This window comes from Aeromonas sp. S9(2024) (assembly GCF_041403185.1).
In the GTDB taxonomy this organism is placed as follows: domain Bacteria; phylum Pseudomonadota; class Gammaproteobacteria; order Enterobacterales; family Aeromonadaceae; genus Aeromonas; species Aeromonas enteropelogenes.
This window is the reverse complement of sequence record NZ_JBGLRE010000017.1, coordinates 1-25,244: the sequence shown is the minus strand read 5'-3', so window position 1 is coordinate 25,244 and position 25,244 is coordinate 1. Positions and strand designations below refer to the sequence as shown.

The 25,244-nt window shown below is 59.1% G+C and carries 23 protein-coding genes; 15 read left to right on the top strand and 8 right to left on the bottom strand.

What is annotated here, in order from left to right; all coding sequences use genetic code 11:
- Window positions 1-342, bottom strand: coding sequence for an SH3 domain-containing protein (locus ACB028_RS19905; protein ID WP_371145030.1), 342 nt, complete (start codon window positions 340-342; stop codon window positions 1-3).
- Window positions 343-539: 197 nt separating this feature from the next.
- On the opposite strand from ACB028_RS19905, the gene ACB028_RS19900 reads away from it, so the two are divergent.
- From ACB028_RS19900 to ACB028_RS19885, 4 genes are all read left to right on the top strand, one after another.
- Window positions 540-977, top strand: a complete 438-nt coding sequence (locus ACB028_RS19900; RefSeq protein ID WP_042027037.1) for a DUF2846 domain-containing protein — start codon at window positions 540-542, stop codon at window positions 975-977.
- A 212-nt stretch (window positions 978-1,189) separates the two neighbouring features.
- Entirely contained in the window at window positions 1,190-1,720 is a 531-nt protein-coding gene (locus tag ACB028_RS19895; RefSeq protein ID WP_371145029.1) for a transposase, read from the top strand.
- A 97-nt stretch (window positions 1,721-1,817) separates the two neighbouring features.
- Window positions 1,818-2,255 carry a DUF2846 domain-containing protein gene (locus tag ACB028_RS19890; protein WP_371145028.1) on the top strand — a complete coding sequence of 146 codons (438 nt, stop codon included), beginning with the start codon at window positions 1,818-1,820 and terminating at the stop codon, window positions 2,253-2,255.
- A 194-nt stretch (window positions 2,256-2,449) separates the two neighbouring features.
- Window positions 2,450-4,387 carry an AAA family ATPase gene (locus tag ACB028_RS19885; RefSeq protein ID WP_371145027.1) on the top strand — a complete coding sequence of 646 codons (1,938 nt, stop codon included), beginning with the start codon at window positions 2,450-2,452 and terminating at the stop codon, window positions 4,385-4,387.
- Window positions 4,388-4,531: 144 nt separating this feature from the next.
- On the opposite strand, the gene uvrD is transcribed toward ACB028_RS19885, so the two are convergent.
- Window positions 4,532-6,703 (bottom strand): DNA helicase II, encoded by a 2,172-nt coding sequence (gene uvrD, locus ACB028_RS19880; protein WP_371145026.1) that lies wholly within the window; start codon window positions 6,701-6,703, stop codon window positions 4,532-4,534.
- A 505-nt stretch (window positions 6,704-7,208) separates the two neighbouring features.
- Here uvrD and ACB028_RS19875 point away from each other — a divergent pair.
- The 6 genes from ACB028_RS19875 to ACB028_RS19850 all read left to right on the top strand — a co-directional run bounded on the left by ACB028_RS19875 (window position 7,209) and on the right by ACB028_RS19850 (window position 14,258).
- Window positions 7,209-8,207, top strand: coding sequence for a BMP family protein (locus tag ACB028_RS19875; RefSeq protein ID WP_026457413.1), 999 nt, complete (start codon window positions 7,209-7,211; stop codon window positions 8,205-8,207).
- Window positions 8,208-8,293: 86 nt separating this feature from the next.
- Window positions 8,294-9,874, top strand: a complete 1,581-nt coding sequence (locus ACB028_RS19870) for an ABC transporter ATP-binding protein (protein ID WP_371145025.1) — start codon at window positions 8,294-8,296, stop codon at window positions 9,872-9,874.
- Between the two features lie 82 nt (window positions 9,875-9,956).
- A complete protein-coding gene (locus ACB028_RS19865; protein WP_201983431.1) occupies window positions 9,957-11,075 on the top strand; it encodes an ABC transporter permease in 1,119 nt (372 codons plus the stop codon).
- 4 nt (window positions 11,076-11,079) lie between these two features.
- Window positions 11,080-12,045 carry an ABC transporter permease gene (locus ACB028_RS19860; protein ID WP_371145024.1) on the top strand — a complete coding sequence of 322 codons (966 nt, stop codon included), beginning with the start codon at window positions 11,080-11,082 and terminating at the stop codon, window positions 12,043-12,045.
- Between the two features lie 222 nt (window positions 12,046-12,267).
- The gene (locus tag ACB028_RS19855; RefSeq protein ID WP_371145023.1) at window positions 12,268-12,900 is read left to right on the top strand and encodes an SCO family protein; all 633 of its coding nucleotides are present in this window, start codon (window positions 12,268-12,270) and stop codon (window positions 12,898-12,900) included.
- 68 nt (window positions 12,901-12,968) lie between these two features.
- Window positions 12,969-14,258 (top strand): MATE family efflux transporter, encoded by a 1,290-nt coding sequence (locus ACB028_RS19850; protein ID WP_371145044.1) that lies wholly within the window; start codon window positions 12,969-12,971, stop codon window positions 14,256-14,258.
- A 10-nt stretch (window positions 14,259-14,268) separates the two neighbouring features.
- Here ACB028_RS19850 and trmL read toward each other — a convergent pair whose 3' ends face one another.
- The 3 genes from trmL to ACB028_RS19835 form a co-directional block, all read right to left on the bottom strand.
- Window positions 14,269-14,733 (bottom strand): tRNA (uridine(34)/cytosine(34)/5-carboxymethylaminomethyluridine(34)-2'-O)-methyltransferase TrmL, encoded by a 465-nt coding sequence (gene trmL / locus ACB028_RS19845; protein WP_042072469.1) that lies wholly within the window; start codon window positions 14,731-14,733, stop codon window positions 14,269-14,271.
- A 63-nt stretch (window positions 14,734-14,796) separates the two neighbouring features.
- Complete coding sequence (locus tag ACB028_RS19840) at window positions 14,797-16,167, bottom strand: ATP-binding protein (protein ID WP_371145022.1); 1,371 nt, start codon at window positions 16,165-16,167, stop codon at window positions 14,797-14,799.
- Window positions 16,149-16,844, bottom strand: a complete 696-nt coding sequence (locus tag ACB028_RS19835; protein WP_371145021.1) for a response regulator — start codon at window positions 16,842-16,844, stop codon at window positions 16,149-16,151. Before ACB028_RS19835 ends, ACB028_RS19840 begins: the two co-directional genes overlap by 19 nt.
- Window positions 16,845-16,929: 85 nt before the next feature.
- Between ACB028_RS19835 and ACB028_RS19830 the strand changes: the two genes are divergently transcribed.
- The 4 genes from ACB028_RS19830 (at window position 16,930) to ACB028_RS19815 (ending at window position 20,332) form a co-directional block, all read left to right on the top strand.
- On the top strand, window positions 16,930-17,841 hold the full coding sequence (locus tag ACB028_RS19830) for a cation diffusion facilitator family transporter (protein ID WP_371145020.1): 912 nt from the start codon (window positions 16,930-16,932) through the stop codon (window positions 17,839-17,841).
- A gap of 10 nt (window positions 17,842-17,851) precedes the next feature.
- Window positions 17,852-18,631, top strand: a complete 780-nt coding sequence (gene cysE / locus ACB028_RS19825; RefSeq protein ID WP_026457437.1) for a serine O-acetyltransferase — start codon at window positions 17,852-17,854, stop codon at window positions 18,629-18,631.
- 21 nt (window positions 18,632-18,652) lie between these two features.
- Complete coding sequence (locus tag ACB028_RS19820; RefSeq protein WP_371145019.1) at window positions 18,653-19,933, top strand: hypothetical protein; 1,281 nt, start codon at window positions 18,653-18,655, stop codon at window positions 19,931-19,933.
- A gap of 189 nt (window positions 19,934-20,122) precedes the next feature.
- Window positions 20,123-20,332: a cell division protein ZapB gene (locus ACB028_RS19815; RefSeq protein WP_005307594.1), complete on the top strand. Its 210-nt coding sequence runs from the start codon at window positions 20,123-20,125 to the stop codon at window positions 20,330-20,332.
- A 72-nt stretch (window positions 20,333-20,404) separates the two neighbouring features.
- Here ACB028_RS19815 and elbB read toward each other — a convergent pair whose 3' ends face one another.
- Window positions 20,405-21,055: an isoprenoid biosynthesis glyoxalase ElbB gene (gene elbB, locus ACB028_RS19810; RefSeq protein ID WP_216993292.1), complete on the bottom strand. Its 651-nt coding sequence runs from the start codon at window positions 21,053-21,055 to the stop codon at window positions 20,405-20,407.
- Window positions 21,056-21,455: 400 nt separating this feature from the next.
- On the opposite strand from elbB, the gene polA reads away from it, so the two are divergent.
- Window positions 21,456-24,212: a DNA polymerase I gene (gene polA, locus ACB028_RS19805; RefSeq protein WP_371145018.1), complete on the top strand. Its 2,757-nt coding sequence runs from the start codon at window positions 21,456-21,458 to the stop codon at window positions 24,210-24,212.
- Window positions 24,213-24,301: 89 nt separating this feature from the next.
- On the opposite strand, the gene ACB028_RS19800 is transcribed toward polA, so the two are convergent.
- Together ACB028_RS19800 and ACB028_RS19795 are read right to left on the bottom strand one after the other, a co-directional pair.
- The gene (locus ACB028_RS19800; RefSeq protein ID WP_223379656.1) at window positions 24,302-24,841 is read right to left on the bottom strand and encodes a gamma carbonic anhydrase family protein; all 540 of its coding nucleotides are present in this window, start codon (window positions 24,839-24,841) and stop codon (window positions 24,302-24,304) included.
- A 146-nt stretch (window positions 24,842-24,987) separates the two neighbouring features.
- Window positions 24,988-25,244: hypothetical protein (locus ACB028_RS19795; protein ID WP_371145017.1), on the bottom strand; the 257-nt coding region annotated here is incomplete at its 5' end.

The following is a 25,244-nucleotide window of genomic DNA, read 5'->3' as shown; positions in this document are numbered from 1 at the left end:
TTATGATGCCAATACGATGCAACTGGCCGGTATCCAGCCAGATTCGCCTCGTTCCCCTTGCACCCAGAGCCAGCCGGCCAGCTCACGTACTACCGTGACCAGCTCCCCCACCGCCACATCCAGCTCGCGGGCGGTGTAATCCTGCAGCGCGAGTGCCTCTCCCTCGCCGATGGGGGTGAGCAGCGACAGCGGGGCCCACCCCTCGTTGCCATCGGCCGTGACGGTACGTACCCAGCCTGGAAATTCGTCGTCTTCATGGCCGATACGAACCCGCTCTCCGGCCTGAAAGCCGATGGGATTGGGGTAACTGGTTTGGTGAGCAGTGGTGATCAATGCCTGCATGGTCTCTCTCCAGATGAGTCATCCTCTCGCCACTATCGCAGCAACCGATCAGCTTGGGGGAGAGAAGCTGCATATTGGCCTCGATTAATTCCCGGAAAAGAGAGGCGGGTCACGGCTTGAAGGGCAATGGGTAATTGCTTGCCAACCAAGCTCCATGCGAACCTCTACCTCCCTTTAATCCAATAAAAACAAAGACTATGTTCAGGAAATTAATGGTAACCGCCGCCCTGCTGTCGGCGGGTCTGTTGTCTGGTTGTGCCTCCGTGCCGATGGCCGATACCTCGGCGGATGCCCAGGCCAAGCAGTTTGTCGCCCCGGCCAATGCCGCCAACCTCTATATCTATCGCAATGAAACCTTCGGGGCCGCCGTCAAGATGCCGGTGCTGGTGGATGGCATGGCGGTTGGGGACACGGTGGCCCACACCTATATCCTCAAGCAGGTGACGCCGGGCAGCCACACCATCACCTCCAAGTCGGAGAACGATGCCACCCTGACCCTCAGCACCGAGGCGGGTAAAAACTACTACGTCTGGCAGGAGGTCAAAATGGGCCTGCTGATGGCCCGCTCCAAGCTGAGTCAGGTCAGTGAAGAGGAAGGCAAGCAAGGGGTGATGGAGAGCAAGCTGGTTAAATAACCAGATATTTCCCCTAACAAACACGGCGTAGCCTTATCAGCTACGCCGCTGTCAGAAAGGTGGGTGTCCCATATTTCCTGTCCGTGTAGGTTCGATTAGCGAAGCGTAATCGGACGATCGCGTAATGGAACATCCGCGTCATCATGGCCTGCAAGCAGATCGAAGTGAGGCAAGGCTATGCTTGGCTTTTCGGCCGAGGCGAGAGGAAGGGCATGGCCAACTGGCGGCGGGCATGGTGGCCCGGAGGAACCTGGTTCTTTACCGTCAACTTGCTGGAGCGGCGCAACAACCGGCTGCTGGTGGAGCAGATCGACCTGCTGCGTCACAGCGTTGCCAGGGTGCAACAGGCTCACCCCTTCGCCATTCACGCCTGGGTGGTGTTGCCCGACCATCTTCACTGCATTCTCTCTTTGCCGGAAGGGGACACTGATTTCCCCCTGCGGTGGCGACTAATCAAGAGCCACTTTTCCCGCGCCTTGCCAGTGACCGAGCGCCGCAGCCAGACCCGGTTACGCCACGGGGAGCGGGGAATCTGGCAACGTCATTATTGGGAACACCTGATCCGGGATGAGCAGGATTACCGCCGCCATATGGATTACGTCCATATCAACCCCCTCAAACATGGGCATGTTACGCGGGTGGCCGATTGGCCGTATTCCACCTTCCATCGTTATGTGGCGAGCGGTATCTACCCACCGGATTGGTGCGGGTCGGTGGATGGGGTGCTGGGGGGATTGGAGTAGACCTCTCAAGGGTTGAACGTCCGATTACGCGATCGTCCGATTACGCTTCGCTAATCGAACCTACGGCCCTCCCTTTAATCCAATAAAAACAAAGACTATGTTCAGGAAATTAATGGTAACCGCCGCCCTGCTGTCGGCGGGTCTGTTGTCTGGTTGTGCCTCCGTGCCGATGGCCGATACCTCGGCGGATGCCCAGGCCAAGCAGTTTGTCGCCCGGGCCAATGCCGCCAACCTCTATATCTATCGCAATGAAACCTTCGGGGCCGCCGTCAAGATGCCGGTGCTGGTGGATGGCATGGCGGTTGGGGACACGGTGGCCCACACCTATATCCTCAAGCAGGTGACGCCGGGCAGCCACACCATCACCTCCAAGTCGGAGAACGATGCCACCCTGACCCTCAGCACCGAGGCGGGTAAAAACTACTACGTCTGGCAGGAGGTCAAAATGGGCCTGCTGATGGCCCGCTCCAAGCTGAGTCAGGTCAGTGAAGAGGAAGGCAAGCAAGGGGTGATGGAGAGCAAGCTGGTTAAGTGACCAGATATCCTCACCTAAAAACAGGGCGTAGTGTTACCAGCTACGCCTCTTTTAGAAAGGTGGGTTTCCTAGATTGTTTTCATTGTGAATATTCGTACCTACGAACTGCAATTTGTGACTCATATGGGTTTATGTACTTAATTAAGTGAGTTATCATTATTTTAGTTTTAAACTTATTCACTGTAGAGCGCTAAATGATATTCTCATTGTTTTTAAGAAACTATAAAACCTATCGTGGTTGGAACTTCATTCCTGTCTCAAATGGAGAGTTTTTTTCTGCCTTTGTTGGTGAAAATGGTGTTGGTAAAAGTTCTATTCTAGAAGCATTAGATATCTACTTTAACAATCCAAATTCAGATTGGAACTATAATCACAGTGTAGCTAAAAGTGGTTTTAGTTCAACAGAGCCGACAATATGTCCTGTTTTTATAATACCAAAAAAATATATAAACAAAACTAGAAATATATATAAGTGGCTTGAAGTTGTAAGTCAAATAACTTGGCAGTTAGAGTTTCAACAATTTAATTCGTCACATATAAATATCGCTAATGAATTCATTAGACAACTAGACAGATTCAAAACTGAAGAAAAAGGTTATGAGAAGTCATTCTTTATATTTCCTTTAGCGTTTGAAAAGAAAAGTCAACGAGAAACAAAATTATCACTCTCTATTTTTAATGGCGTTTCTGATTATAATGACGACTTGAGTGAACAATTCAAAATAACAGTAGATGATTTCATAGAGGAAGCTAGAAGTTTAATTGATGAGCTTTTTGAGTATATATACATACCTTCTGAAATTGATTTCGAACACTATACAAAAATAGAGAGCAATACAACTCAGTCGCTAATGGGTACTACCGTCGATGAAATTGTAAGGAAAGCTGTAGACGAAAAATTAATAAAAGAAATAAATACAAAATTAGATGTGTTCATTAATGAGGTAAGTAGTTATCTAGAGATATATGAATATAAAAAGCCAGCAAAAAAACAAACTTTATTCAATTTGACACATTTATCTTCAAAAATAATTGAGACATATTTCGAATCCAAAGTTTTAAACCTAAATATAACAGGTGAGTCAACCCCAATATTTCATTGCAGCTCTGGGGAAAAAAGAAAGGCAATTATAGATTTAGCAAGAGCTTTTATCATGAAGTCAACAGATAGAAGGCGACATGTGATATTAGCAATAGATGAGCCTGAAATATCATTGCATACATCATCTTGCTTCTCACAATTTGAAAAACTTCATGATATATCATCTCATAATGTGCAAACTCTTGTTGCAACCCATTGGTATGGGTTCATGTCTGCGATTCCGGCTGGCACAGCAACTTATATTGCTGAACAAGACTCTGAGAAAAAAACTTATCTAATAGATCTTTCTAGATTCAGGGAAGACATAAAAATTATAAAAACAGAATCAAAAGGAAAGCAGCCTTCAAGTATCGAGTTGAAAAACATTAATGACCTTGTTCAATCCATTATTGCATCAGTCACTTCTGAAAATCGTGGATGGATAATTTGTGAAGGTAGCTCAGATAAAAGATATATAGAGCATTGGCTGGGTCAAAGAAATAATATTAATGTTATTTCTATCGGTGGTTCTAAGTATGTTAAAAAATTATATGAATACTTTCATTTAGCGCTTGAGGAGGATCGCCAAGAGATTAAAGGGAAAATATTTTGCCTTTTAGATACAGATAAGCATTATGAAAAATACGGGTCTAAAACTGCGATTAAAGCAATCGATATTAAACGACTGCATAATTGCATAGACAAAAATGAGACTACGCTAAAAACTACAAATGACAACAATTTCTTCCCACCGACAGAGATTGAAGATTGCCTAGAGCCATATGTTTTTCTTCAGACATTCGCTCACTTTGCACAGCATATCAATGACCCTTCATTTCAAGAACTATCAGACAAAATGAAGGTGCACATTGATAATGCTCCTGCAGGTCTCTCCTTAAATCTAGGCCATATCGAGAAAAAAGAGTTGGAGCGATTCTTTGATTTACGAGGAATGAAGACATCTTTCTCAAAAAAATATTGTGAACTAGATGATCCCAAAGCTATTCCTGTGTGGATCGATGAGGTAATAAACTTTTTAGAGTCGAGTTGATTATTTCATAAAAAATCATAGCCAAGGCTGTAGTTTCAAACAGCGAGGCGTATTATGATGATCGTATAATAAAGTTTTCGTGATGAATCATAAAAAAACCAACCCGGCCTAAGCCGGGTTGGTTTTTTCAAAAGGCAGGAAAAATCAGAGTGCTTCCAATCTGGCATACGCTGTTACCAGCCACTTGGCGCCGACGTCGTCGAACTGGATCTGCACCCGGCTCTGCTGGCCAACCCCTTCGAAGTTCAGCACTATGCCTTCGCCGAATTTCGGATGGAGCACCCGCTGGCCGAGCTTGATGCCGCTGGCATCGAAGCTCTGCTGCACCTCGTTCTGGCTAAAGCGGCCGTACTGGGTGGGGCGGCTGACCTGGGTGCGCAGCCGGATCTCCTCCAGGCACTCGGCGGGCATTTCGCGGATAAAGCGGCTCGGCTTGTGGAACATCTCGCGGCCGTAGATGCGGCGGCTCTCGGCATAACAGATGTAGAGCTTCTCCATGGCGCGGGTCATGCCGACGTAACACAGGCGCCGCTCCTCCTCCAGCCGGCCCGACTCCTCGGTCGATTGCTGGCTGGGGAACATCCCTTCCTCGACGCCGACCAGCAGCACCAGCGGGAACTCCAGCCCCTTGGCGCTGTGCAATGTCATCAGCTGCACCGCATCGGCGTATTCGTCGGCCTGATTCTCGCCGGATTCCAGCGCCGCGTGGGCGAGGAAGGCGGAGAGATCGCTCATGTCTTCCAGCTCGTCCGGGCGCTGGTACTGGCGGCAGGCGGTGACCAGTTCGTCCAGGTTCTCTACCCGCGCCTGGGATTTCTCGCCTTTTTCCGCCAGATACATGGCCTTGAGGCCGGAATTCTGGATGGCGATGTCCGCCTGCTGGTGCAGCGGCAGCAGGGAGACCTGCTCCTCCAGCGCGTCGATCAGCTCCACAAAGCCGCGCACCGCGTTGCCGGCGCGGCCGGTCAACACCTTGTCATTGAGCAGCGCCTTGGCCGATTGCCACAGGTTGAGCCCCTGATCGCGGGCGTTGCCGCGCAGGATCTCGAGGGTGCGATCACCGATGCCACGGGTCGGGGTGTTCACCACCCGCTCGAAGCTGGCGTCGTCGCCCCGGTTGTTGATAAGGCGCAGGTAGGCCATGGCGTCTTTAATCTCTTGCCGCTCGAAGAAGCGCAGGCCGCCGTAGATGCGGTAGGGCATTGCATCCTGCATCAGCGCCTCTTCCAGCACCCGTGACTGGGCGTTGGAGCGATAGAGGATGGCGCAGTCGGCGAGCAGGCCACCTTTCTCTTTCCAGTCTTTGAGGCGGCCGACCACGAAGCGCGCCTCGTCCACCTCGTTGAAGGCGGCGTAGAGGGAAATCGGCTCGCCCTCGGCCCCCTCGGTCCACAGCTCCTTGCCAAGGCGCTCGGCGTTGTTGGCGATGACGCTGTTGGCGGCTTTCAGGATATTGGCGGTGGAGCGGTAGTTCTGCTCGAGGCGGATGGTCTGCGCCCCCTCATAGTCGGTCAGGAAGCGCTGGATGTTCTCAATCTTGGCGCCGCGCCAGCCGTAAATGGACTGGTCATCGTCGCCGACGATCATCACCCTGCCGGTGTTGCCCGCCAGCATCCGCAGCCAGGCGTACTGGATGCCGTTGGTATCCTGAAACTCGTCCACCAGGATGTTCTGGAAGCGGTCGCGGTAGTGCTCGAGGATGTGCGGCTTGTTCAGCCACAGCTCGTGGGCACGCAGCAGCAACTCGGCAAAGTCCACCAACCCGGAGCGATCGCAGGTCTCCTGATAGGTCTTGTAGATCTGCTGATAGGTGCGGGTGACGGGGTCGCCGTAGAGGTCGATGTCGCCGGGGCGCAGCCCCTCGTCCTTCTTGCCGTTGATGTAGCCCATCACGGCGCGCGGGGCCCAGTGCTTCTCGTCGAGGTTGAGCGCCTTGAGCACCCGGCGAATGAGACGGTACTGGTCGTCGGAGTCGAGGATCTGGAAATCCTGCGGCAAGCCCGCATCCAGATGGTGGGCCCGCAGCAATCGGTGAGCGATGCCGTGGAAGGTGCCGATCCACATGCCGCGCACATTGTCGCCAATCACCTTCTCGACCCGGCCGCGCATCTCGGCCGCCGCCTTGTTGGTAAAGGTCACCGCGATGATGGAGAAGGGTGAACAGCGTTCCACCTGCATCAGCCAGGCGATACGGTGCACCAGCACCCGGGTCTTGCCCGAACCGGCACCGGCCAGCACCAGCAGGTTGCAGCGGGGGGCCGCTACCGCGTCTCTTTGCTTGTCGTTGAGCCCGTCGAGCAGGGTTGAAACGTCCATCACCACTCCTGTTTATTTATACAGGCGGCGATTATACGGCCATCCCCCCGTCAGACCAAACCCAAAGTCAGGGGGCGGACATCAGGGGAGGGGCCAGCATTCCGATGTGATGTCTATCTCGGGCGTAAACCGAAGAAGGGGATGAAGGGGGGCGGCGGCGCGCCTTGTCGGTACAGCTTCGGTGCCGCGCGGGAATCTGCGAGCCGGATCACGGACGGGCAGGGGGAGAGATGAATTTCAGGAAAACGATTTACATTAACCCATTGAACAATAAGAGAAATGTCGTTTGGGTCTTTATCTATTCAGAACAAAAAACTTAAAAATCGCCAAAAAACAACATGTTATATAGTTACTTGCTTATAACTCAAACCGTTAGCGCAAACGTTTTTCTATTATCATCTGCTTGACCCCCACCCGGGCTGACTTAGAGTAAGTCTGCGTGCTAGTTGGCCTGCCCGGGCAGGCAAGCAGGTTCCCTCACTTAATAACAATCAAGGATACGATCGTGACTAAAGTGCTCAAGCTGGCCACCGTGGCCACCCTCACCCTCGCCGCCCTCTCAGCTCAGGCTGCTTCCGAGCCCGCCGTGATCTACGACACCGCCGGCAAGTTTGACAAATCATTCAACGAAGCCGTGTTCCGCAACGGCGTCGAAGTCTACAACAAGGACAAGGGGGTCAAGGTCAAGGAGTTCGAACCCCAGAACGAAGCCCAGCGCGAGCAGGGCCTGCGCCGTCTGGCCAGCCGTGGCAACGGCCCCATCGTAGCGGTCGGTTTCAACATGGGATCGGCAGTAGAGAAGGTCGCGACCGAATTCCCGAAAACCCAGTTCACCATCATCGACATGGTGGTCGACAAGCCGAACGTGCAGTCCGTCATCTTCAAGGAGCATGAAGGCTCCTTCCTGGTGGGTGCGCTGGCGGCCATCGCCTCCAAGAGCGGCAAGGTCGGTTTCGTGGGCGGCATGGATATCCCGCTGATCCGCAAGTTCCAGTGCGGCTACGAGCAGGGCGCCAAGTACGTCAATCCGAAGATCGACGTGTTCCAGAACATGACCGGCTCCACCCCGGCGGCTTTTGCTGACCCGGCCAAGGGGGCTGAGCTCGCCAAGTCCCAGTTCGCCAAGGGCGCGGACGTGGTCTATGCCGCCGCCGGCGGTACCGGCATCGGTGTCTACCAGGCTGCCAAGGACGAGGGCAAGCTGGCCATCGGCGTGGATTCCAACCAGAACCACCTGCAACCGGGCACCATGCTGACCTCCATGGTCAAGTCGGTGGGTCTGGCCGCCTACCAGACCTGGGATGACGCCGCCAAGGGCGAGTGGAAGCCGGGTATCAAGAACCTGGGCCTGGCCGAGGGCGGTGTGGATTGGGCACTCGACAAGGATAACGAGAAGCTGATCACTCCGGAAATGAAGGCCAAGGTAGACGCCATCAAGGCCGACATCATCGCTGGCAAGATCAAGGTTCATGACTACATGAGCGACAACTCCTGCAAATACTAATCAGAACCTAGCTACGACTCTCAACGCACCGACCGGCCCGCACGGGCCGGTTTTTAGTCTTACTTCATGACACGCAGGGCTGCATCATGGACCAGACAGATCGCTATGCCATCGAATTAAGAGGTATCGATAAGCGGTTCGGCGACGTATACGCCAACAAGCTGATTGACCTCCAGGTTCGTAAAGGCAGCATTCACGGCATTGTCGGCGAGAACGGCGCCGGCAAATCCACCCTGATGAGCATCATTTACGGTTTCTATCATGCCGACAAAGGCGAGATGCTGATCGACGGGAAACCCTTCAAACCCCATGGCTCACAAGATGCGATTGCCGCAGGGGTGGGCATGGTGCACCAGCACTTCATGCTGGTGAACAACTTCACTGTTTTGGAAAACGTCATCCTCGGCGCCGAGAACGGCTGGCACTTGCGCCAGAGCGTGGCGGCGGCGGAAAAGCTGCTCGGCGAGCTGGCCCGGGACTATGGTCTCGAAGTGCCGCTGCACGAGAAGGTGGAAGATCTGCCGGTGGGCCTGCAGCAGCGGGTCGAGATCCTCAAGGCGCTCTATCGCGGCGCCCGCATCCTGATCCTCGACGAGCCGACCGGGGTGTTGACCCCGCAAGAGGCGGATCACCTGTTCGAGGTGCTGAAAAAGCTGCGGGATCAGGGGGCGACCATCATTCTCATCACTCACAAGCTGCGGGAGATCCTGGCCATCACGGATCAGGTCTCCATCATGCGCCGTGGCGAGATGGTGGCCCACGTGGCCACCAAAGACACCGACAAGGAGCAGCTCGCCGAGCTGATGGTGGGGCGCAAGGTGCGCCTCAAGGTCGACAAGGGGCCGACCCGGCCGGGCGAGGCCAAACTCAAGGTCGAGGGGCTTTGCTATGTCGATGCCAGCAAGGTGGAGCGGGTCAAGTCGGTCAGCTTCGAGGTGCGTGCCGGTGAAGTGGTCGGCATCGCCGGGGTCTCCGGCAACGGTCAGTCCGAACTGCTCAGCCTGCTGGGGGGCATCCTCAAGCCGAGCAAGGGGGGCTTTACCATCAGCAGTCGCGACGGGGTGCACCGGGTAAGCGCCGAGCATCCCGCCGATCCCGAGCGAGTGCGCAACTTCGGTCTCGGCCATGTGCCGGAAGACAGGCACAAGATGGGCCTCATCAACCGCTTCGAGGCGAAAGAGGCCTTCATTCTCGGCTATCACCGCCGCCCGCAATACAACAAGGGGTGGCTGCAGGACAAAGACGCGATCCAGCAGGATTGCCAGGCCAAGATGGAGAAGTGGGACGTGCGCCCGCCCAGCCCCGAGCACAAGACCGCGAACTTCTCCGGCGGCAACCAGCAGAAGCTGGTGATCGCCCGTGAGGTGGAGCAGGACCCGGACGTGCTGCTGATCGGCCAGCCGACCCGGGGCGTCGACATCGGCGCCATCGAGTACATTCACCAGCAGGTGATCGCCATGCGCGACAAGGGCAAGGCGGTGCTGCTGGTGTCGGTGGAGCTGGACGAGATCATGAGCTTATCCGATCGCATCCTGGTCATCGCCGATGGCCGCATCGTTGGCGAGCTGGATGCCGCCAGGGCGGATGAGCGCACCATAGGCCTGATGATGGCGAATATCGTACCCGATGACGTGGCGGCCAGCCCGACACAAGGAGCGACGTCATGAGGATCACATCTGTTTGTCGTCAGCGCGGTCTGATGATGGTCAATACATCCGAGCCTGATGACGTTGCCAAGGAGGCCCGCTGATGAGCCAAGTTCGTGTCCCTGCCTGGGTCTCCGTGGGCGTCTTGTCTGCGGTCAATATTCTGCTGGCCTTCCTGGTGTCGGCCATCCTGTTCTACTACCTCGACATCAACCCGGTCGATGCCGCCGAGATCATGTGGTACGGCGCCTTCGGCACCGGCGAGGGGATAGGTTTCACCCTCTACTACGCCACCGGCTTCATCTTCACCGGTCTGGCGGTGGCGGTGGCCTTTCACGCCGGCCTGTTCAACATCGGCGGTGAGGGGCAGGCCTACATCGGCGGCCTCGGCGTCGGTCTGGTCTGTCTGCTGCTCGGCGATGTGCTGCCGTTTGTCCTGCTGTTGCCGCTGGCCATCATCGCCGGCGGCCTGTTTGGTGCGGCCTGGGCCTTTATCCCGGCCTGGCTGCAGGCCAAGCGCGGCAGCCACATCGTCATCACCACCATCATGTTCAACTTCATCGCCGCCTCCCTGATGGCCTATCTGCTGGTGGAGGTGTTCAAGCCGCCCGGATCCATGGCCACCGAGAGCCGGGTGTTCGCCGAGGCGAGCTGGCTGCCCAAGCTGAGCACCATGGCGGCCAGCTTCGGGATGGAAGTGCCCAACAGCCCGCTCAACATCAGTTTCGTCTGGGCGTTGATCTGTGCGCTCCTGGTGTGGGTCTTCATCTGGCATACCCGCTGGGGTTACGAGATCCGGGCGGTGGGGGCGAGCCAGAGTGCCTCCGCCTACGCGGGCATCTCCTATCCCAGAGTGGTGATCCTGGCCATGGTGATCTCCGGCATGCTGGCGGGCTTCTTTGCCCTCAACGTGCTACAGGGGGAGCTGCACCAGATCAAGCTCAACTTCGTGGAAGGGTTTGGCTTCACCGGCATCGCGGTGGCCCTGATGGGGCGCAACCACCCGGTCGGCGTCATCATCGCCAGCCTGCTGTTCGGCTTCCTCTATCAGGGGGGCGCCGAGCTCAGCTTCGAGTTCGGCGTTGACCGCAACATAGTGGTGGTGCTGCAGGGGCTGGTGATCCTGTTCTGCGGCGCGCTGGAGCACATGATGCGCCCGCGCATCGAGCAGCTCTATCTGGCCTTTGCCAGCCGCTCAACTGCACAAGTGAAGGGGGCCTGATCATATGTTTGAACTGCTGATCCTGATGCTGGATGCCACCATCCGCACCGCGCCGCCCCTCATACTGGCGGCCATGGCGGGCATGTTCTGCGAGCGCTCCGGGGTGGTCAACATCGCCCTGGAGGGCAAGCTGCTGGCGGCCGCCTTCGCCGGCGGTGCCGCCGCCGCGGTCTCCGGCTCGGCCTGGGTCGGGCTGGGGGCCGGGGTGCTGGTCTCGGTGCTGTTTGCCCTGATGCACGGCTTTGCCACCATCACCCACCGGGGTGATCAGGTGGTGAGCGGCATGGCTATCAACATACTGGCGGCCGGCCTGACCGTTACCCTGGGTCGTTACTGGTTCGATCAGGGGGGCCAGACCCCGGCGCTCTCCGGTGATGCCCGCTTCGCCCCCATCGATCTGCCCTATGCCAAGGAGCTGTATGACGTGCCCGTCATAGGCCAGCTCTACAGCGAGCTCCTGAGCGGCCACTCCCTGCTGGAGTACCTGGCGTTCGCCGCCGTGCCGCTGGCCTGGTGGGTGCTGTTTCGCACCCGCTTCGGTCTGCGCCTGCGGGCGGTGGGCGAGGCCCCGGCGGCGGTCGATACTGCCGGCATCTCTGTGGTGCGGATGCGCTACACGGCGCTCGTCATCGGCGGCCTGCTGGCGGGGCTGGGCGGCGTCTACCTGTCGGTGGCCCAGACGGCCCAGTTCATCCCCAACATGAGCGCGGGCAAGGGCTTCATGGCGCTGGCGGCGCTGGTGTTCGGCAAGTGGCGCCCCTGGAACGCCATGGCTGCCTGCCTGCTGTTCGGCTTCCTTGATGCGGTGGCCATCCGCCTGCAAGGGGTGAGCGTGGGGGGCTTTGCCATCCCGGTACAGGCCATCGAGGCGCTGCCCTATATCCTGACGGTGTTCCTGCTGGCCGGTTTTATCGGTCGTGCGGTGGCGCCCAAGGCGCTCGGCACCCCTTATGTGAAGGAGCGGGAGTAGCGTCTACGCGTTCTCTATGCCCGGGGCCCCATTGGCGGGCCCCGTTCCAAAGCCCCCTCGTCATAGAGGGGGCTTTTGTTTTTACAGGATCTGGCGCTGGCAAATTGCCCGACAAGAAGTTGATGCGCGATGACGACCCGTTTCCGGCCCATTGGAGTTACAATGACGCCCTCCATGTGACCACTGCAGGTCAGATGCACCGAACTGAAAGGGTCTCTTGTTATGATGAAGCTTCGTTATCCCCTGATTTTTCTGCTGTTGACAAGCTGCCTCATCTTCGCGTTCTACGTTACCCGGCCAGAGATGCCGGAGCATGCCGACTACTATCCCGCCGCACGGGACATCAATGACTTCACCTTTACCGACGCGGACAATCTGCCCTTTACCCCCGCCAATCTGCTGGGACACTGGACCTTCCTGTTCGTCGGCTACACCTTCTGCCCCGATATCTGCCCCACCACCATGGCCGATTTGCGTTCCATCTACGGCGAGCTCAAGCAGCTGGCACCCAACAGCCAGGTGGTGTTCGTCTCGGCGGATCCCCAGCGGGATACCCTGGAGCGCCTCAAGACCTACACCGCCTTCTTCAATCCCGAGTTCAAGGCGGTGACGGCGGATCACGACAAGCTGTTTCCCTTCGTGCGCAACCTGGGGCTCATCTACTCCATCGCCAATCAGGGGGAGAAGGATTACCTGATCGATCACTCCGCCTCCATCGTGCTTATCAACCCCAAGGGCAAGCTGCAGGGCGTGTTTCGCCCGCAGGTGGCGCCGGGTCAGGTGCCACGGGTGCAGATGGCGACCCTGCTCTCTGACTTCTCCCGCATTCTGAAGCTGTCGGGCAACCGGGAGTGACCCGTCCGGTTGCGCCCTGGTGGCGGGATCCCGCCCGCCACGGCGCCGTCTTTGCCCTCGCCCTGCCCATGGTGTTTTCCAACATCACCACCCCCATGCTGGGGCTGGTGGACACCTGGGTGATCGGTCATCTCGGCCAGGCCTGGTTTCTCGGCGGCGTGTCGGTCGGCTCGACCCTCATCAACCTGATCTTTTGGCTGCTCGGCTTCCTGCGGATGTCCACTACCGGGCTCACGGCCCAGGCCCATGGCGCCGCCGATCAGCGCGCCCAGCTTGATGCCCTGGTGCGGGCGCTGGGGCTGGCCATCATCATGGGATTGGGGCTGCTTGTGCTGCTCTTTCCCCTGTTGCCCTGGCTTATCGCCCTGAGTGGCGGTTCCGCCGAGGTGCAGCTCTATGCCGGTCAGTACGTGGCGGTGCGGATCTGGAGTGCGCCGGCGGCGCTGTGCAATCTGGTGATCATGGGCTGGCTGCTGGGGATGCAGGATGCCCGCAGTCCCATGGTGATGCTGATCCTCACCAATTTGGTCAACATGGCGCTGGATGCCTTGTTCGTGCTGGGGCTGGGCTGGCAGGTGCGCGGCGTGGCGGCGGCCTCGGTGCTGGCGGATTACGGCGCGCTGGCGGTTGGCATCTGGCTGGTCCGCCACCATCTGCGCCAGTTGTTGCCAGAGGTGTGGCAGGACGGCTGGCAGCGCTGGCGGCGGCTCGCCCCCCTGAAGCGGCTGCTCGGGCTGAACCGGGACATCTTCCTGCGGGCACTCTGCCTGCAGCTCTGTTTTGCCTTCATGACCCTGCAAGGGGCCAGGCTGGGGGACGTGGCGGTGGCTGCCAATGCGGTGTTGCTCAACTTCCTGATGCTGATCTCCTACGGGCTGGACGGCTTTGCCTACGCGGTGGAGGCCATGGTGGGCCGCGCCATCGGCCAGCGGGATCGCCAGAAGCTGCGGGAGGCCATCCTGCTCAATCTGGGCTGGGCCGCCCTGATCGCGGCCGGATTTACCCTGGGATTTGCCCTGCTGGGCAGCCAGTTTATCGGCCGGATCACCGATATCCCGGAGGTGGTGGTCGAGGCCAATGGCCAGCTGCCCTGGCTGGTGGCCATGCCGCTGCTGGCGGTCTGGTGCTTCCTGCTGGACGGGGTCTTCATCGGCGCCACCCGGGCGAAGGATATGCGCAACAGCATGCTGCTGGCGGTCTTCGGCGGTTTCTTCCCGGTCTGGTGGCTGACCCAGTCGTGGGGCGTGGCCGCCCTGTGGGCGGCGATGGCCGCGCTCATGGTGGGGCGTGGCCTGACCCTGGGGTTCCTGTGCTGGCAACTGGAGCGCAGCGGCCACCTGCTCGACGCCCGCCACTGATTTTCCAACCTTAGAGGGCGCCTTCGTAGCCCAGCTGGCGCCAGCTTTCGTAGACGAACACCGACACCGCGTTGGAGAGGTTCATGCTGCGGCTCTGGGGCAGCATGGGGATGCGCAGCCGCTGTTCAAACGGCAGGCTCTCGATAAGATCCGCAGGCAGGCCGCGGCTCTCCGGGCCGAACAGCAGGGCATCGCCCAAGGCAAACTGGGCCGCCGAGTGGGCGGTGCGCCCCTTGGTGGTGCAGGCGAACACCCGCTTCGGCGCCACCGCCGCCAGGAAGGCTTCAAAGTTCGGCCAGCGCTTCACCTCGGCAAATTCGTGATAGTCGAGCCCCGCCCGCTTCACCCGCTTGTCATCCCACTCGAACCCCAGCGGCTCTATCAGGTGCAGCCGGTAACCTGTGTTGGCACAGAGCCGGATGATGTTGCCCGTATTGGGCGGAATTTCGGGTTGGTAGAGCACGATATCGAGCATGGCAGGGCTCCTGCTGGGACGGAAAGGGCGCCAGCATACCCAGCGCCCGCGGCGTTGAAAAGATCAGGCGATGGGCAGGCGGATGGTAATGGTCAGTCCGGTCGGCTGGTTGCTGCTGGCCTGGATGGTGCCGCCATGGCGATGGATCGCCTCCGAGGCGATGGCGAGCCCGAGCCCTGTGCCACCCGTCTTGGCGTTGCGGGCATCATCGACCCGGAAGAAGGGCAGAAACAGCTGCTCCTGCTGCTCCGGCGGCACGCCTGGGCCGTCGTCGCGGATGATCATCACCCACTCCAACCCTTCCCGGTACCACTCCACCTTGATGAATTCACGGGCATATTTGAGCGCGTTGCGCAACGGATTTTCCACCGCCCGCGCCAGCAGCTCGGGCCACATCGGCAGCGACTCGGCCGGCAGTGGCGGCAGACGCAGCTGCTTGCCGCTCTGGTTGGCCTCGAACATGGCGTCTTCCAGAATGGGCTCCAGCAGCTCGGCCAGCGGCTGCACCACGGGGGCCTCTACATGCTGCTGCACCCGCGACAGATCCAGCAGGTCGCCGATCAGCTTGTCCAGCCGGCCAATCTCCGACTCTATCCGCGCCAGTTCGGCGCTGTCGCCCTGCTTGCGGCGGATCAGGGCCTGGGCCAGCTGCATCCGGGTGAGCGGGCTGCGCAGCTCGTGGGAGATGTCGGAGAGCAGCTGTTTCTGCTTCTGGATCATGCTCTTGAGGGTATCCACCATGTGGCTCACGTTGTCGGCCAGCTGGCCTATCTCGTCACCCCGGCCGAGGTTGGGGATCTGGGTCTCCAGGCTGCCGGCAGCCAGCAGGGAGACCGCTTTTTGCAATTGCAGTATGGGGCGGGTCAGGCGCCAGGCGAGCAGCAGGCAGAGCGGGGTGCTGACCAGCATGGCGACCCCGAGGATGCGGATCGGGTGATCCAGGATCTGGATGAACAGGAACAGATAGGGGGTATCGACGTTGAGCCCGAAATAGACGTGGTATTGCTGGCCGCGATGCTCCATCAGGAAGGGGCCGGCGATGGCCTTGCGATCCTCGTGACCCAGCATGGGATGGTTGGGGTTGTCGGCATCCACCATGAAGCGAACCACGAACTTGCGAGGATGGACGGTGGACTGGATCTGGCCGTTGACACCGCGTACATAGACGTTGTCCACCGGCAGCATGGTGATCTTCTCCATCGCCTTTGCCAGCTCGAAATCCCGCGCCGGGTCTGCGGCATCCTTGAGGATCTGCACGTTGTGTTGCATCCGCATCACCTCGTGGGCAGGCAACGGGAGCTGGTTGCGCGGATCCAGGTTGGGCAGGCTGATGACGGCGGCCATCATCACCAGCAGGATCAGCCAGAACCAGACGAAGATCTGGGTGGAGAGGCCGCTGATCGAGGGTGCCTTGATTACTCCTGTTCTAGCCACAGATAGCCGCGCCCCCGTACAGTCTTGAAGCGGGGCTGGCCATCGAGCCGTTCCGGCAACTTCTTGCGCAGGTTGCTCAGGTGCATGTCGATGGCGCGATCGAAAGGCTCCAGCTTCTTGCCGAGCACCTGTTCCGAGAGGTGACTCTTGCTGATGATCTGGCCCGGGTTGCGCAGCAGGCACTCCAGCAGGCCGAATTCGGTGGCGGTCAGCTCCAGCGGCTGGTCGCCACAGCGCGCCTGCTGCAGGCCCGGCTGCAGTACGATGTCCATGAAGTGGATTTCGTCGGAGCCATGGCCGCGCTGGGGTTGATGGCTCTGGGTGCGGCGCAGGATGGCCCGCACTCTCGCCAGCAGTTCCCGATCATCAAATGGCTTGGCCAGATAGTCGTCGGCGCCGGCCTCCAGGCCGTTGACCCTGTCCTGGCTGTCGCCGCGGGCGGTCAGCATCAGCACCGGGGTGTCGTGGGTCTTGCGCAGCCGGGTCAGCATGGCAAAGCCGTTCAGTTTGGGCATCATCACGTCCAGCAGCACCAGGTTGAAGCGTTGTTCCGCCAGGCGCTGCAATCCCTCTTCACCATCCTCGGCGACCGTGACCTGAAATCCTTCCAGGGTCAGAATTTCGGTGAGCAGCTGGGTCAATTCAAGATCGTCATCGACCAGGAGTATTCTGTTCATCGGGTGTTCTTCCGCAGATTTTCGCGCCAAACTGACGCCGGGGTGAAGGTATAATAATTTTTTACGCGACAGAGGAAAGCCGGATTTGAGCCATCAACACTATTCCCGTTGGGTGACCTTTGCCAGCATGGCGGCGGTTGCGACAGCCACCCTGCTAATCATCGGCAAGCTGATCGCCTGGATCATGACCGACTCGTCGACCCTGCTGGCCTCCCTCACCGACTCCTTCATGGATGTCAGCGCCTCCATCATCAATCTGCTGGCGATCCGCTATGCGCTGGCTCCCGCCGATGACGAGCACAGCTTCGGCCACGGCAAGGCCGAGTCCCTGGCCGGGCTCATCCAGGCGGCATTCATCTCGGGCTCGGCCCTGCTGCTGGTGATGCACGGCATTTCCTCCCTGCTCAACCAGACGCCCATTCTGCGGCTGGAGGCGGGGATCTGGGTGACGGTCGGTTCCATCGTGCTGACCCTGCTGCTGGTCAGCTTCCAGAGTTTTGTCATCCGCAAGACCAACAGCGTGGCCATCAAGGCGGACATGCTGCACTACCGCTCCGATCTGCTGCTCAACGGTGGCGTGCTGCTGGCACTGGTGCTGGCGGGGCAGGGCTGGTATTGGGCAGATGGCCTGTTTGCCGTGCTGATCGGGGGCATTTTGCTGTGGGGAGCCGTCCATATCGGCTACGAGTCGGTACAGGCGCTGCTCGATCGTCAGTTGCCAGCGGAAGAACAAGCGAGAATAATGGCCCTCTGCTGTGCCGTAGATGGCGTTCACGGCGTCCACGATCTGCGTACCCGTCAATCCGGGCCGACCCGATTCGTTCAGTTGCATCTGGAGCTTGACGATCAGATCCCCCTGGTCAAGGCCCATCAGATAGCCGATGAAGCCGAGCAGGCGATACGCCAGGCATTCGAGCGAATGGATGTCATCATCCACATGGACCCCATCTCGGTACTGATAAAAGAACAACAGAGTCCTCACTCCGAACAACAGTAGGTTGCACCACATGGATGATCTGGTTGCCAAAACCTGGCAAAAAATTCAGCAAGAAGCGCTCTGCATGGCGGCCGAAGAGCCCATGCTGGCCAGCTTCTTCCACTCCACCATTCTCAATCACAAGAATCTGCGTTCGGCTCTCAGCTTTCAGCTGGCCAACAAGCTCGACAGTGCCACCATGCCCGCCATCGCCCTGCGCGAGGTGATCGAGCTGGCCCTGCGCAGCGAACCCGAACTGCTGGCCATGGTGGCGGCCGATATCTGCGCGGTGCAGGAGCGCGACCCGGCGGTCGATCTCTTCTCCACCCCGCTGCTCTACCTCAAGGGCTTCCACGCCCTGCAGGGTTACCGGGTCGCCAACTGGCTGTGGCGCCAGGGGCGCCGTTCCCTGGCGCTCTATCTGCAAAACCAGATCTCCGTGGTGTTCGGGGTGGATGTGCACCCGGCGGCGCGCATCGGCAAGGGCATCATGTTTGACCATGCCACCGGCATAGTGGTGGGTGAGACGGCGGTGATCGAGGATGATGTCTCCATCCTGCAGAGCGTGACCCTGGGCGGGACCGGCAAGGAGAGCGGCGATCGTCATCCCAAGATCCGCGAAGGGGTGATGATAGGGGCGGGCGCCAAGGTGCTCGGCAATATCGAAGTGGGCAGGGGCGCCAAGATAGGTGCCGGCAGCGTGGTGATCAACCCGGTGCCGCCCCATACCACGGTGGCCGGGGTGCCGGCCAAGATTGTGGGCCACCCGGAGTGCGACAAGCCTTCCCTGGATATGGATCAGTGCCTCTGATCCCCTGACCGAGACGATTCGATGGCCAAGCGCTGGTCAGGTTATCTGATCCTGGGGATGTGGCTGCTCAACCTGCTGCATCTCTATCTGGGATTCTCCCCCTGGCCCGCGGCCATCGCGGCCTGGGCAGCCTCTCTCCTCACCTGGCCCTGGCTGGTGGGGGCGGCCAGACGTCAGGCGCTGGCCCTGTACGGAGCGGCCCTGTTGCTGTTGCTCTTCGCCTGGTCGCAGGGGGCCAGCCTCAAGGCCGGCGACTGGCTGCTGCCCAACATCAACATGCTCACCATGTTTGCCGCGGTGAGCACCCTCAACCTCGCCACTTCCGGCCTGCTCACCGGCACCACCTCTTGGTCCGGTCGCAAGGGGTTGTGGAGCACCATGGCCAGCCTCAACCTGCTGGGGGCCGTCATCAACCTCTCGGTGCTCTTCATCATCGGCGATCGGCTGGAGCGCAACGGCACCCTGGAGCGGCGCCAGGTGATGGTACTGAGCCGGATCTTCTGCGCCGCCGCCTTCTGGTCCCCCTTCTTCGTCGCCATGGCGGTGGCGCTTACTTATGCCCCCGGTCTGCAACTCTCGGCGATCCTGCCCTTCGGCATCGTAGGCGCCCTGCTGGCGATGGGGCTGACGGCCTGGCAGGTGGAGCTGCTCGGCGTGCAGGATTTTGCCGGTTATCCGCTGCGTCTGCAGACCCTGGGGCTGCCGGTGGCGCTGGCGTTGCTGGTGCTGCTCATCAAGCAGATCTGGCCAGAGCTCGGCATTCTGGCGGTGATCGCCCTGGTAGCGCCGCTGCTGGCACTGATCTTCATGCCAAACGCCGGTCGTAAGGCGGCCCTCAAGCGCCAGGTGGTGGAACGCTTCCCCGCCATCGGCGGTCAGCTGGTGCTGTTTCTCGGGGCGGGTCTGCTGGCTGCCGGTATCAACAGCGCCCTGTCGGTGATCGATCTGGGAGGCGGCCACGGGCTGCCGTTCTTCAACCACTTCGGCTGGCTCGAAGCCTCCCTCACCCTGCTGCTGATCCTGCTGGTGGCCATCGTCGGGGTGCATCCCCTCATCAGCATCTCGGGGTTGGCACCCCTGCTCTGGCCCCTGGCGCCGGATCCCAGCCTGCTCGGCATGAGCTTTTTGCTGGGGTGGGGGCTCGCTACCGGCACCAGCCCGCTCTCTGGATCCAACCTGGCGCTGGCCTCCCGCTATAACCTGAGTGCGGGGTCTATCCTGCGCTGGAACCTGGGTTATGGCCTGTCGATGTACGGTGTCGCCTGCCTGCTGCTGGGGGCCTATATCGCCCTGCACGGCTGATGGTCGGGGTTGGCCCAGTCTTGGGGAGCAGGATGCGAGAAAAATAGACGCATATTTGGACAATACCTCTACGGAAGGCGCATTTTACAGCGTGCTGGCTTGTTTGTGCCGATGTGCTCGGGGTATGCTGGCTTCACGCGCTTGAATCGCCCTTTGTGGGGCATCGCAATTGAACAAACAGGTATGCATATGTCACTAGAAGTCCTTGAGCAACTCGAATCCAAAGTACAATCCGCCGTCGACAACATCTCCTTGCTGAAGATGGAGCTGGACGAGCTGAAAGAGCAGAACAGCAAGCTGCAAGACGAGAACCATCAGCTGCGCAACGAACACGTTGCATGGCAAGAGCGTCTGCGTGCCCTGCTGGGCAAGATGGATCAGATGGGCGAAAGCATCTAATCCGCCGCTATACGCGAGAATTGAAAACGGGCCGCTCCATGAGCGGCCCGTTTGTCTTGGTGAAGCGGGGGATCACAGGGCAAGCAGCTGCTTGACCGTCTTCTCGATGCCGTCTGCGGCCTCCACTATGTTGCTGGCCAGCATGTAGGCAGGAGTGGAGATCACCTTGCGCTCCTGATCCACCACGAACTCGTTGACCGGGCAGTTGAGATGGCTGCCACCCATCGCCTCGATGGCGTTGGCGGTACCCTCGTCGTGGCCTATGGTGGCCAGGGTGCCGGCGCCGTAGATAAGCGGGATCATGGCCGGGGCGATGCAGATATAGGCCGCCGGTTTGCCGGCCCTGGCAAAGCTCTGGCAGGCCTTCAGCACATCCGGCTGGATCTGGCACTCCGCCCCCTTGATGGCGAAGTCGCACAGGTTCTTGGCGGCGCCAAAGCCGCCGGGTACCAGCAGGGCGTCATAATCGGCCGCATCCAGTTCGGCCACGTCCTTTATCTGGCCGCGGCAGATGCGGGCGGCCTCGACCAGCACGTTGCGACTCTCTCCTTCACTCACCTCGCCGGTCAGGTGGTTGATCACGTGGAGCTGTGCCACGTTCGGGGCAAAGCATTGGGTGGTGGCGCCATGGCGAGCCAGCGCCAGCAGACTGATGACGGCTTCATGGATTTCTGCCCCGTCGAAGACGCCACAACCACTCAAAATCACGGCCACTTTTTTCATGGAAAACTCCTCGTTGTTGAAAATGTGAGCCAGGATGGATTGTTGTACTTTTGTATGGTTATCGCTCGCCATCCGCTGGTCAAGTCATCTTGCTGTGCTAGGATTGTTTCGTTTTGGATCCTGCCGTACCTACTCCCTTAAAACTTTTTCCACATTGATCGAGATCATTTTAACGATCTGCCGATCTGGCTCTGTATTTATATTTAATTGTTTTTAATGGCATTTTTGGTTTTTGTGCACAGTTTTATCACTGCTGACAATAATTCGCCCCATTTTTGAACACAGAGTTATCCACAGATTTTTGTCCCGTCAGCAGCCATGCAGGCTGTTACCAGGCCCCTTGGTGTGAAGGGGGCCCTGTGGCATCCTAGCGGCTGTTTATCTCTGGCAGGACGATTTCATGGCCCCTAGCAACCCCCTTATTCTGGTCGACGGCTCCTCTTATCTTTATCGCGCCTTTTTTGCCTCCCAACAGGCCGATCTGCGCACCTCGACCGGTTTGCCGAGCGGCGCCGTCCGTGTCATGGCCAACATGATGCGCAGCCTGCGCAAGCAGTATCCCGACTGCCATGTGGCCGTGGTGTTCGATGCCAAGGGCAAGACCTTCCGCGACGACATCTATCCCGAATACAAGGCCAACCGGGCCAGCATGCCGGATGATCTGCGTAGCCAGGTTGCCCCCATCCACCAGATGATCAAGGCGATGGGCTTCCCCTTCCTGATGGTGGAGGGGGTCGAGGCCGACGACGTGATCGGCACCCTGGCTCGTCAGGCGACCGAGAAGCAGTTGCCCGTGCTAATCAGCACGGGGGACAAGGACATGGCGCAGCTGGTCTCCGACCATGTCACCCTGATCGACACCATGAAGGACGTGAAGACCGATCGGGAAGGGGTGATCGAGAAGTTCGGCGTACCGCCCGAGCTCATCATCGACTACCTAGCCCTGATGGGAGACAAGGTGGACAACATCCCCGGCATGACCGGCGTCGGCGAGAAGACCGCACTGGCCCTGCTGCAGGGCATCGGCAGCATCGACGAGATCGCCGCCAATCTGGACAAGGTGGCGGCCCTCGGTTTCCGTGGCTCCAAGACCTTTGCCGACAAGTTCCGCGAGCAGGAGGAGCAGGTACGCCTCTCCTATACCCTCGCCACCATCAAGACCGATGTAGTGCTGGAGCAGGAGCTGGAACAGCTGACTCTGGGGCCGGTCGACAAGGAATCCCTGCTGGCGGTTTACCGCGAGTACGAGCTGCGCAACCTTATCAAGGAGCTGGAGTCCGGCGACGCAGAGAGCGCCAGCGAGGAAGGGGAAGAGGGGGAGGCCGCGACGCCGGTTGCCGCCATCGAGACTGACTATCGCTGCATCCTGGACGAGGCCGAGTTTGACGACTGGCTGGCTCGATTGCAGGCGGCCCCGCTGTTTGCCTTCGACACCGAGACCACCAGTCTCGACTATATGGAGGCGCGGGTGGTTGGCGTCTCCTTTGCCATCGAACCGGGCAAGGCGGCCTACGTGCCCTTCGGTCACGACTATTTGGGGGCGCCGGTGCAGCTGACCGAGGCTGTGGTACTCGGCAAGCTCAAGCCGCTGCTGGAAGATCCGGCCCGCCTCAAGGTGGGGCAGAACCTCAAGTACGATCGCAACGTGCTGCTCAATCACGGCATCGAGCTGCAGGGCATCGCCTATGACACCATGCTGGAGTCCTATGTGCTCAACTCCACCGCCAGCCGTCACGACATGGACTCGCTGGCTCGCAGGTATCTGAACGTCGAGACCATCTCGTTCGAAGAGATTGCCGGCAAGGGGGTCAAGCAGCTCACCTTCAACCAGATTGAACTGGAGCAGGCGGCCCCCTACGCGGCGGAAGATGCCGATATCACCCTGCGCCTGCATCAGGCGCTGTGGGGCAAGCTCGCTGCCGAGCCGGGCCTCGCCAAGGTATTCAGCGAGATCGAACTACCCCTGCTGCCAGTGCTGGCACGGATGGAGCGGCTCGGGACCACCATCGAGCCCAGGCTGCTGCATCAGCAGAGCCAGGAGATCGAAGTGCGGCTGGCAGAGCTGGAGAAACAGGCCCACGAGCTGGCCGGGCAGGAGTTCAACCTCTCCTCGCCCAAGCAGCTGGGGGAGATCCTCTTTACCAAGCTGGGGCTGCCGATCATCAAGAAGACCCCCAAGGGAGCGCCATCCACTGCGGAAGAGGTGCTGGCCGAGCTGGCGGAGACCTATGAGCTGCCGCAACTGCTGATGGAGCACCGTGGCCTGGCCAAGCTCAAGTCCACCTACACCGACAAGCTGCCGCTGATGATCAAGCCGCAGACCGGGCGGGTGCACACCTCCTATCATCAGGCGGTGGCGGCGACCGGGCGGCTCTCGTCTACCGATCCCAACCTGCAGAACATCCCGGTTCGCAACGAACAGGGGCGTCGCATTCGGCAGGCCTTCATCCCGTGCACCGGTTACAAGCTGGTGGCGGCGGACTACTCCCAGATCGAGCTGCGGATCATGGCCCACCTCTCCGGTGACAAGGGGCTGCTGACCGCTTTCGCCGAGGGCAAGGACATCCACAAGGCGACCGCTGCCGAGGTATTCGGGGTTGAACTTGATGCGGTGACCAGCGACATGCGCCGCAGCGCCAAGGCGATCAACTTCGGCCTCATCTACGGTATGAGCGCCTTCGGTCTGGCCAAGCAGCTGGGCATCGGCCGTGCCGAGGCGCAGAAGTACATGGATCTCTACTTCGAGCGCTACCCGGGCGTGCTGGAATACATGGAGCGCACTCGCCAGCAGGCAGAAGCCCAGGGCTATGTCGAAACCCTGTTTGGTCGCCGTCTCTATCTGCCGGACATCAAGTCGCGCAACGCCGGTCTGCGCAAGGCAGCGGAACGGGCCGCCATCAACGCCCCCATGCAGGGCACGGCCGCCGACATCATCAAGCGCGCTATGATCAACGTGGATGACTGGATCCGGGGCATTGAAGACGAGTCGATCCGCATGTTGATGCAGGTGCACGATGAACTGGTGTTCGAAATCCGCGAAGAGAAGCTGGAGGAGTACATCGCCATCATCAAGGAGAAGATGTCAGCCGCCGCCGAGCTGCATGTGCCCCTGGTGGTCGAGGCGGGCACCGGTGACAACTGGGATCAGGCCCACTGATCGCTGGCAGTCGTCATCGACACCTATATAGCTATATAAGACAGGAAGCCCGGCATCATGCCGGGCTTCCTGTTTGTGGCTATCTGGATTCAGACCTCTTGCAGGTATTCGTCCTTGAGCAGGACATAGTTGTCGGCCGAGGTCTTGAGGAAGGCGATCTCGGCGGGCTTGAGCGGGCGAGCCTGTTTGATGGGATTGCCCATATAAAGAAAGCCGGCCTCGAGTCGCTTGCCCGGTGGCACTAGGCTGCCGGCACCGATCATCACATCATCTTCGACCACGGCCCCGTCCAGCAGGATGGCCCCCATGCCGACCAGTACCCGGTTGCCAATGGTGCAGCCATGCAGCATCGCCTTGTGGCCGACCGTGACATCTTCCCCGATCAGCAGCGGATAGCCGGCAGGGTTGCTGGTACTCTTGCGGGTCAGGTGCAGCACTGTGCCGTCCTGAATGTTGCTGCGCGCGCCGATGCGGATGTGATTGACGTCCCCTCTGGCGGCCACCATGGGCCAGATGCTGGCATCGTCGCCCAGTTCGATGTCGCCCACCAGGGTGGCGCAGGGGTCTACATATACCCGTTTGCCCAGTTGCGGGCGTTTTCCCTTGTAAGGTCTCAGTCGCAAGTCCATCTTGGCCTCCTTGTTTTCGGCCATTCTAGCAATTCGGTACCGGTTTCTGTGGATAAGTTTGTATAAAAGCTGTGCTTGGATATGAATAACTAAAAAAGTGCAGTTTTTTACAATTTTATTGCAGGGGAGGGGTTGTCAGAACGAATTCACTCCCTATAATGCGCCTCCATCGACACGGCAAGCGGCAACGCAAACAAGCCGGTCGGTAACCTCGAAAAGCCTGTGAAAATAAGGCTTGACTCGAGAAGGCGGTTGAGTAGAATGCCACTCCCGCAGCGATGAAAGTCGCGCAGCTCTTTAACAATTTGAATCAAGCAATCTGTGTGGGCACTCACAGCATCGAGCATCAAAAACAATTTTTGATTTTCAATGTCTGATGAAGTGACCAAAGCAACTTTCAAGT

What these genes read in the sequence shown, in the direction of transcription:
- ACB028_RS19905 (WP_371145030.1), bottom strand. Translation starts at nt 342, where the DNA reads ATGCAGGCATTGATCACCACTGCTCACCAAACCAGTTACCCCAATCCC.
- ACB028_RS19895 (WP_371145029.1), top strand. Translation starts at nt 1,190, where the DNA reads ATGGCCAACTGGCGGCGGGCATGGTGGCCCGGAGGAACCTGGTTCTTT.
- ACB028_RS19865 (WP_201983431.1), top strand. Translation starts at nt 9,957, where the DNA reads ATGAGCCAAGTTCGTGTCCCTGCCTGGGTCTCCGTGGGCGTCTTGTCT.
- ACB028_RS19800 (WP_223379656.1), bottom strand. Translation starts at nt 24,841, where the DNA reads ATGGACTTGCGACTGAGACCTTACAAGGGAAAACGCCCGCAACTGGGC.
- ACB028_RS19870 (WP_371145025.1), top strand. Translation starts at nt 8,294, where the DNA reads ATGGACCAGACAGATCGCTATGCCATCGAATTAAGAGGTATCGATAAG.
- trmL (WP_042072469.1), bottom strand. Translation starts at nt 14,733, where the DNA reads ATGCTCGATATCGTGCTCTACCAACCCGAAATTCCGCCCAATACGGGC.
- ACB028_RS19900 (WP_042027037.1), top strand. Translation starts at nt 540, where the DNA reads ATGTTCAGGAAATTAATGGTAACCGCCGCCCTGCTGTCGGCGGGTCTG.
- ACB028_RS19890 (WP_371145028.1), top strand. Translation starts at nt 1,818, where the DNA reads ATGTTCAGGAAATTAATGGTAACCGCCGCCCTGCTGTCGGCGGGTCTG.
- uvrD (WP_371145026.1), bottom strand. Translation starts at nt 6,703, where the DNA reads ATGGACGTTTCAACCCTGCTCGACGGGCTCAACGACAAGCAAAGAGAC.
- polA (WP_371145018.1), top strand. Translation starts at nt 21,456, where the DNA reads ATGGCCCCTAGCAACCCCCTTATTCTGGTCGACGGCTCCTCTTATCTT.
- ACB028_RS19855 (WP_371145023.1), top strand. Translation starts at nt 12,268, where the DNA reads ATGATGAAGCTTCGTTATCCCCTGATTTTTCTGCTGTTGACAAGCTGC.
- ACB028_RS19885 (WP_371145027.1), top strand. Translation starts at nt 2,450, where the DNA reads ATGATATTCTCATTGTTTTTAAGAAACTATAAAACCTATCGTGGTTGG.
- ACB028_RS19820 (WP_371145019.1), top strand. Translation starts at nt 18,653, where the DNA reads ATGGCCAAGCGCTGGTCAGGTTATCTGATCCTGGGGATGTGGCTGCTC.
- cysE (WP_026457437.1), top strand. Translation starts at nt 17,852, where the DNA reads ATGGATGATCTGGTTGCCAAAACCTGGCAAAAAATTCAGCAAGAAGCG.
- ACB028_RS19835 (WP_371145021.1), bottom strand. Translation starts at nt 16,844, where the DNA reads ATGAACAGAATACTCCTGGTCGATGACGATCTTGAATTGACCCAGCTG.
- ACB028_RS19815 (WP_005307594.1), top strand. Translation starts at nt 20,123, where the DNA reads ATGTCACTAGAAGTCCTTGAGCAACTCGAATCCAAAGTACAATCCGCC.
- ACB028_RS19860 (WP_371145024.1), top strand. Translation starts at nt 11,080, where the DNA reads ATGTTTGAACTGCTGATCCTGATGCTGGATGCCACCATCCGCACCGCG.
- elbB (WP_216993292.1), bottom strand. Translation starts at nt 21,055, where the DNA reads ATGAAAAAAGTGGCCGTGATTTTGAGTGGTTGTGGCGTCTTCGACGGG.
- ACB028_RS19850 (WP_371145044.1), top strand. Translation starts at nt 12,969, where the DNA reads ATGGTGTTTTCCAACATCACCACCCCCATGCTGGGGCTGGTGGACACC.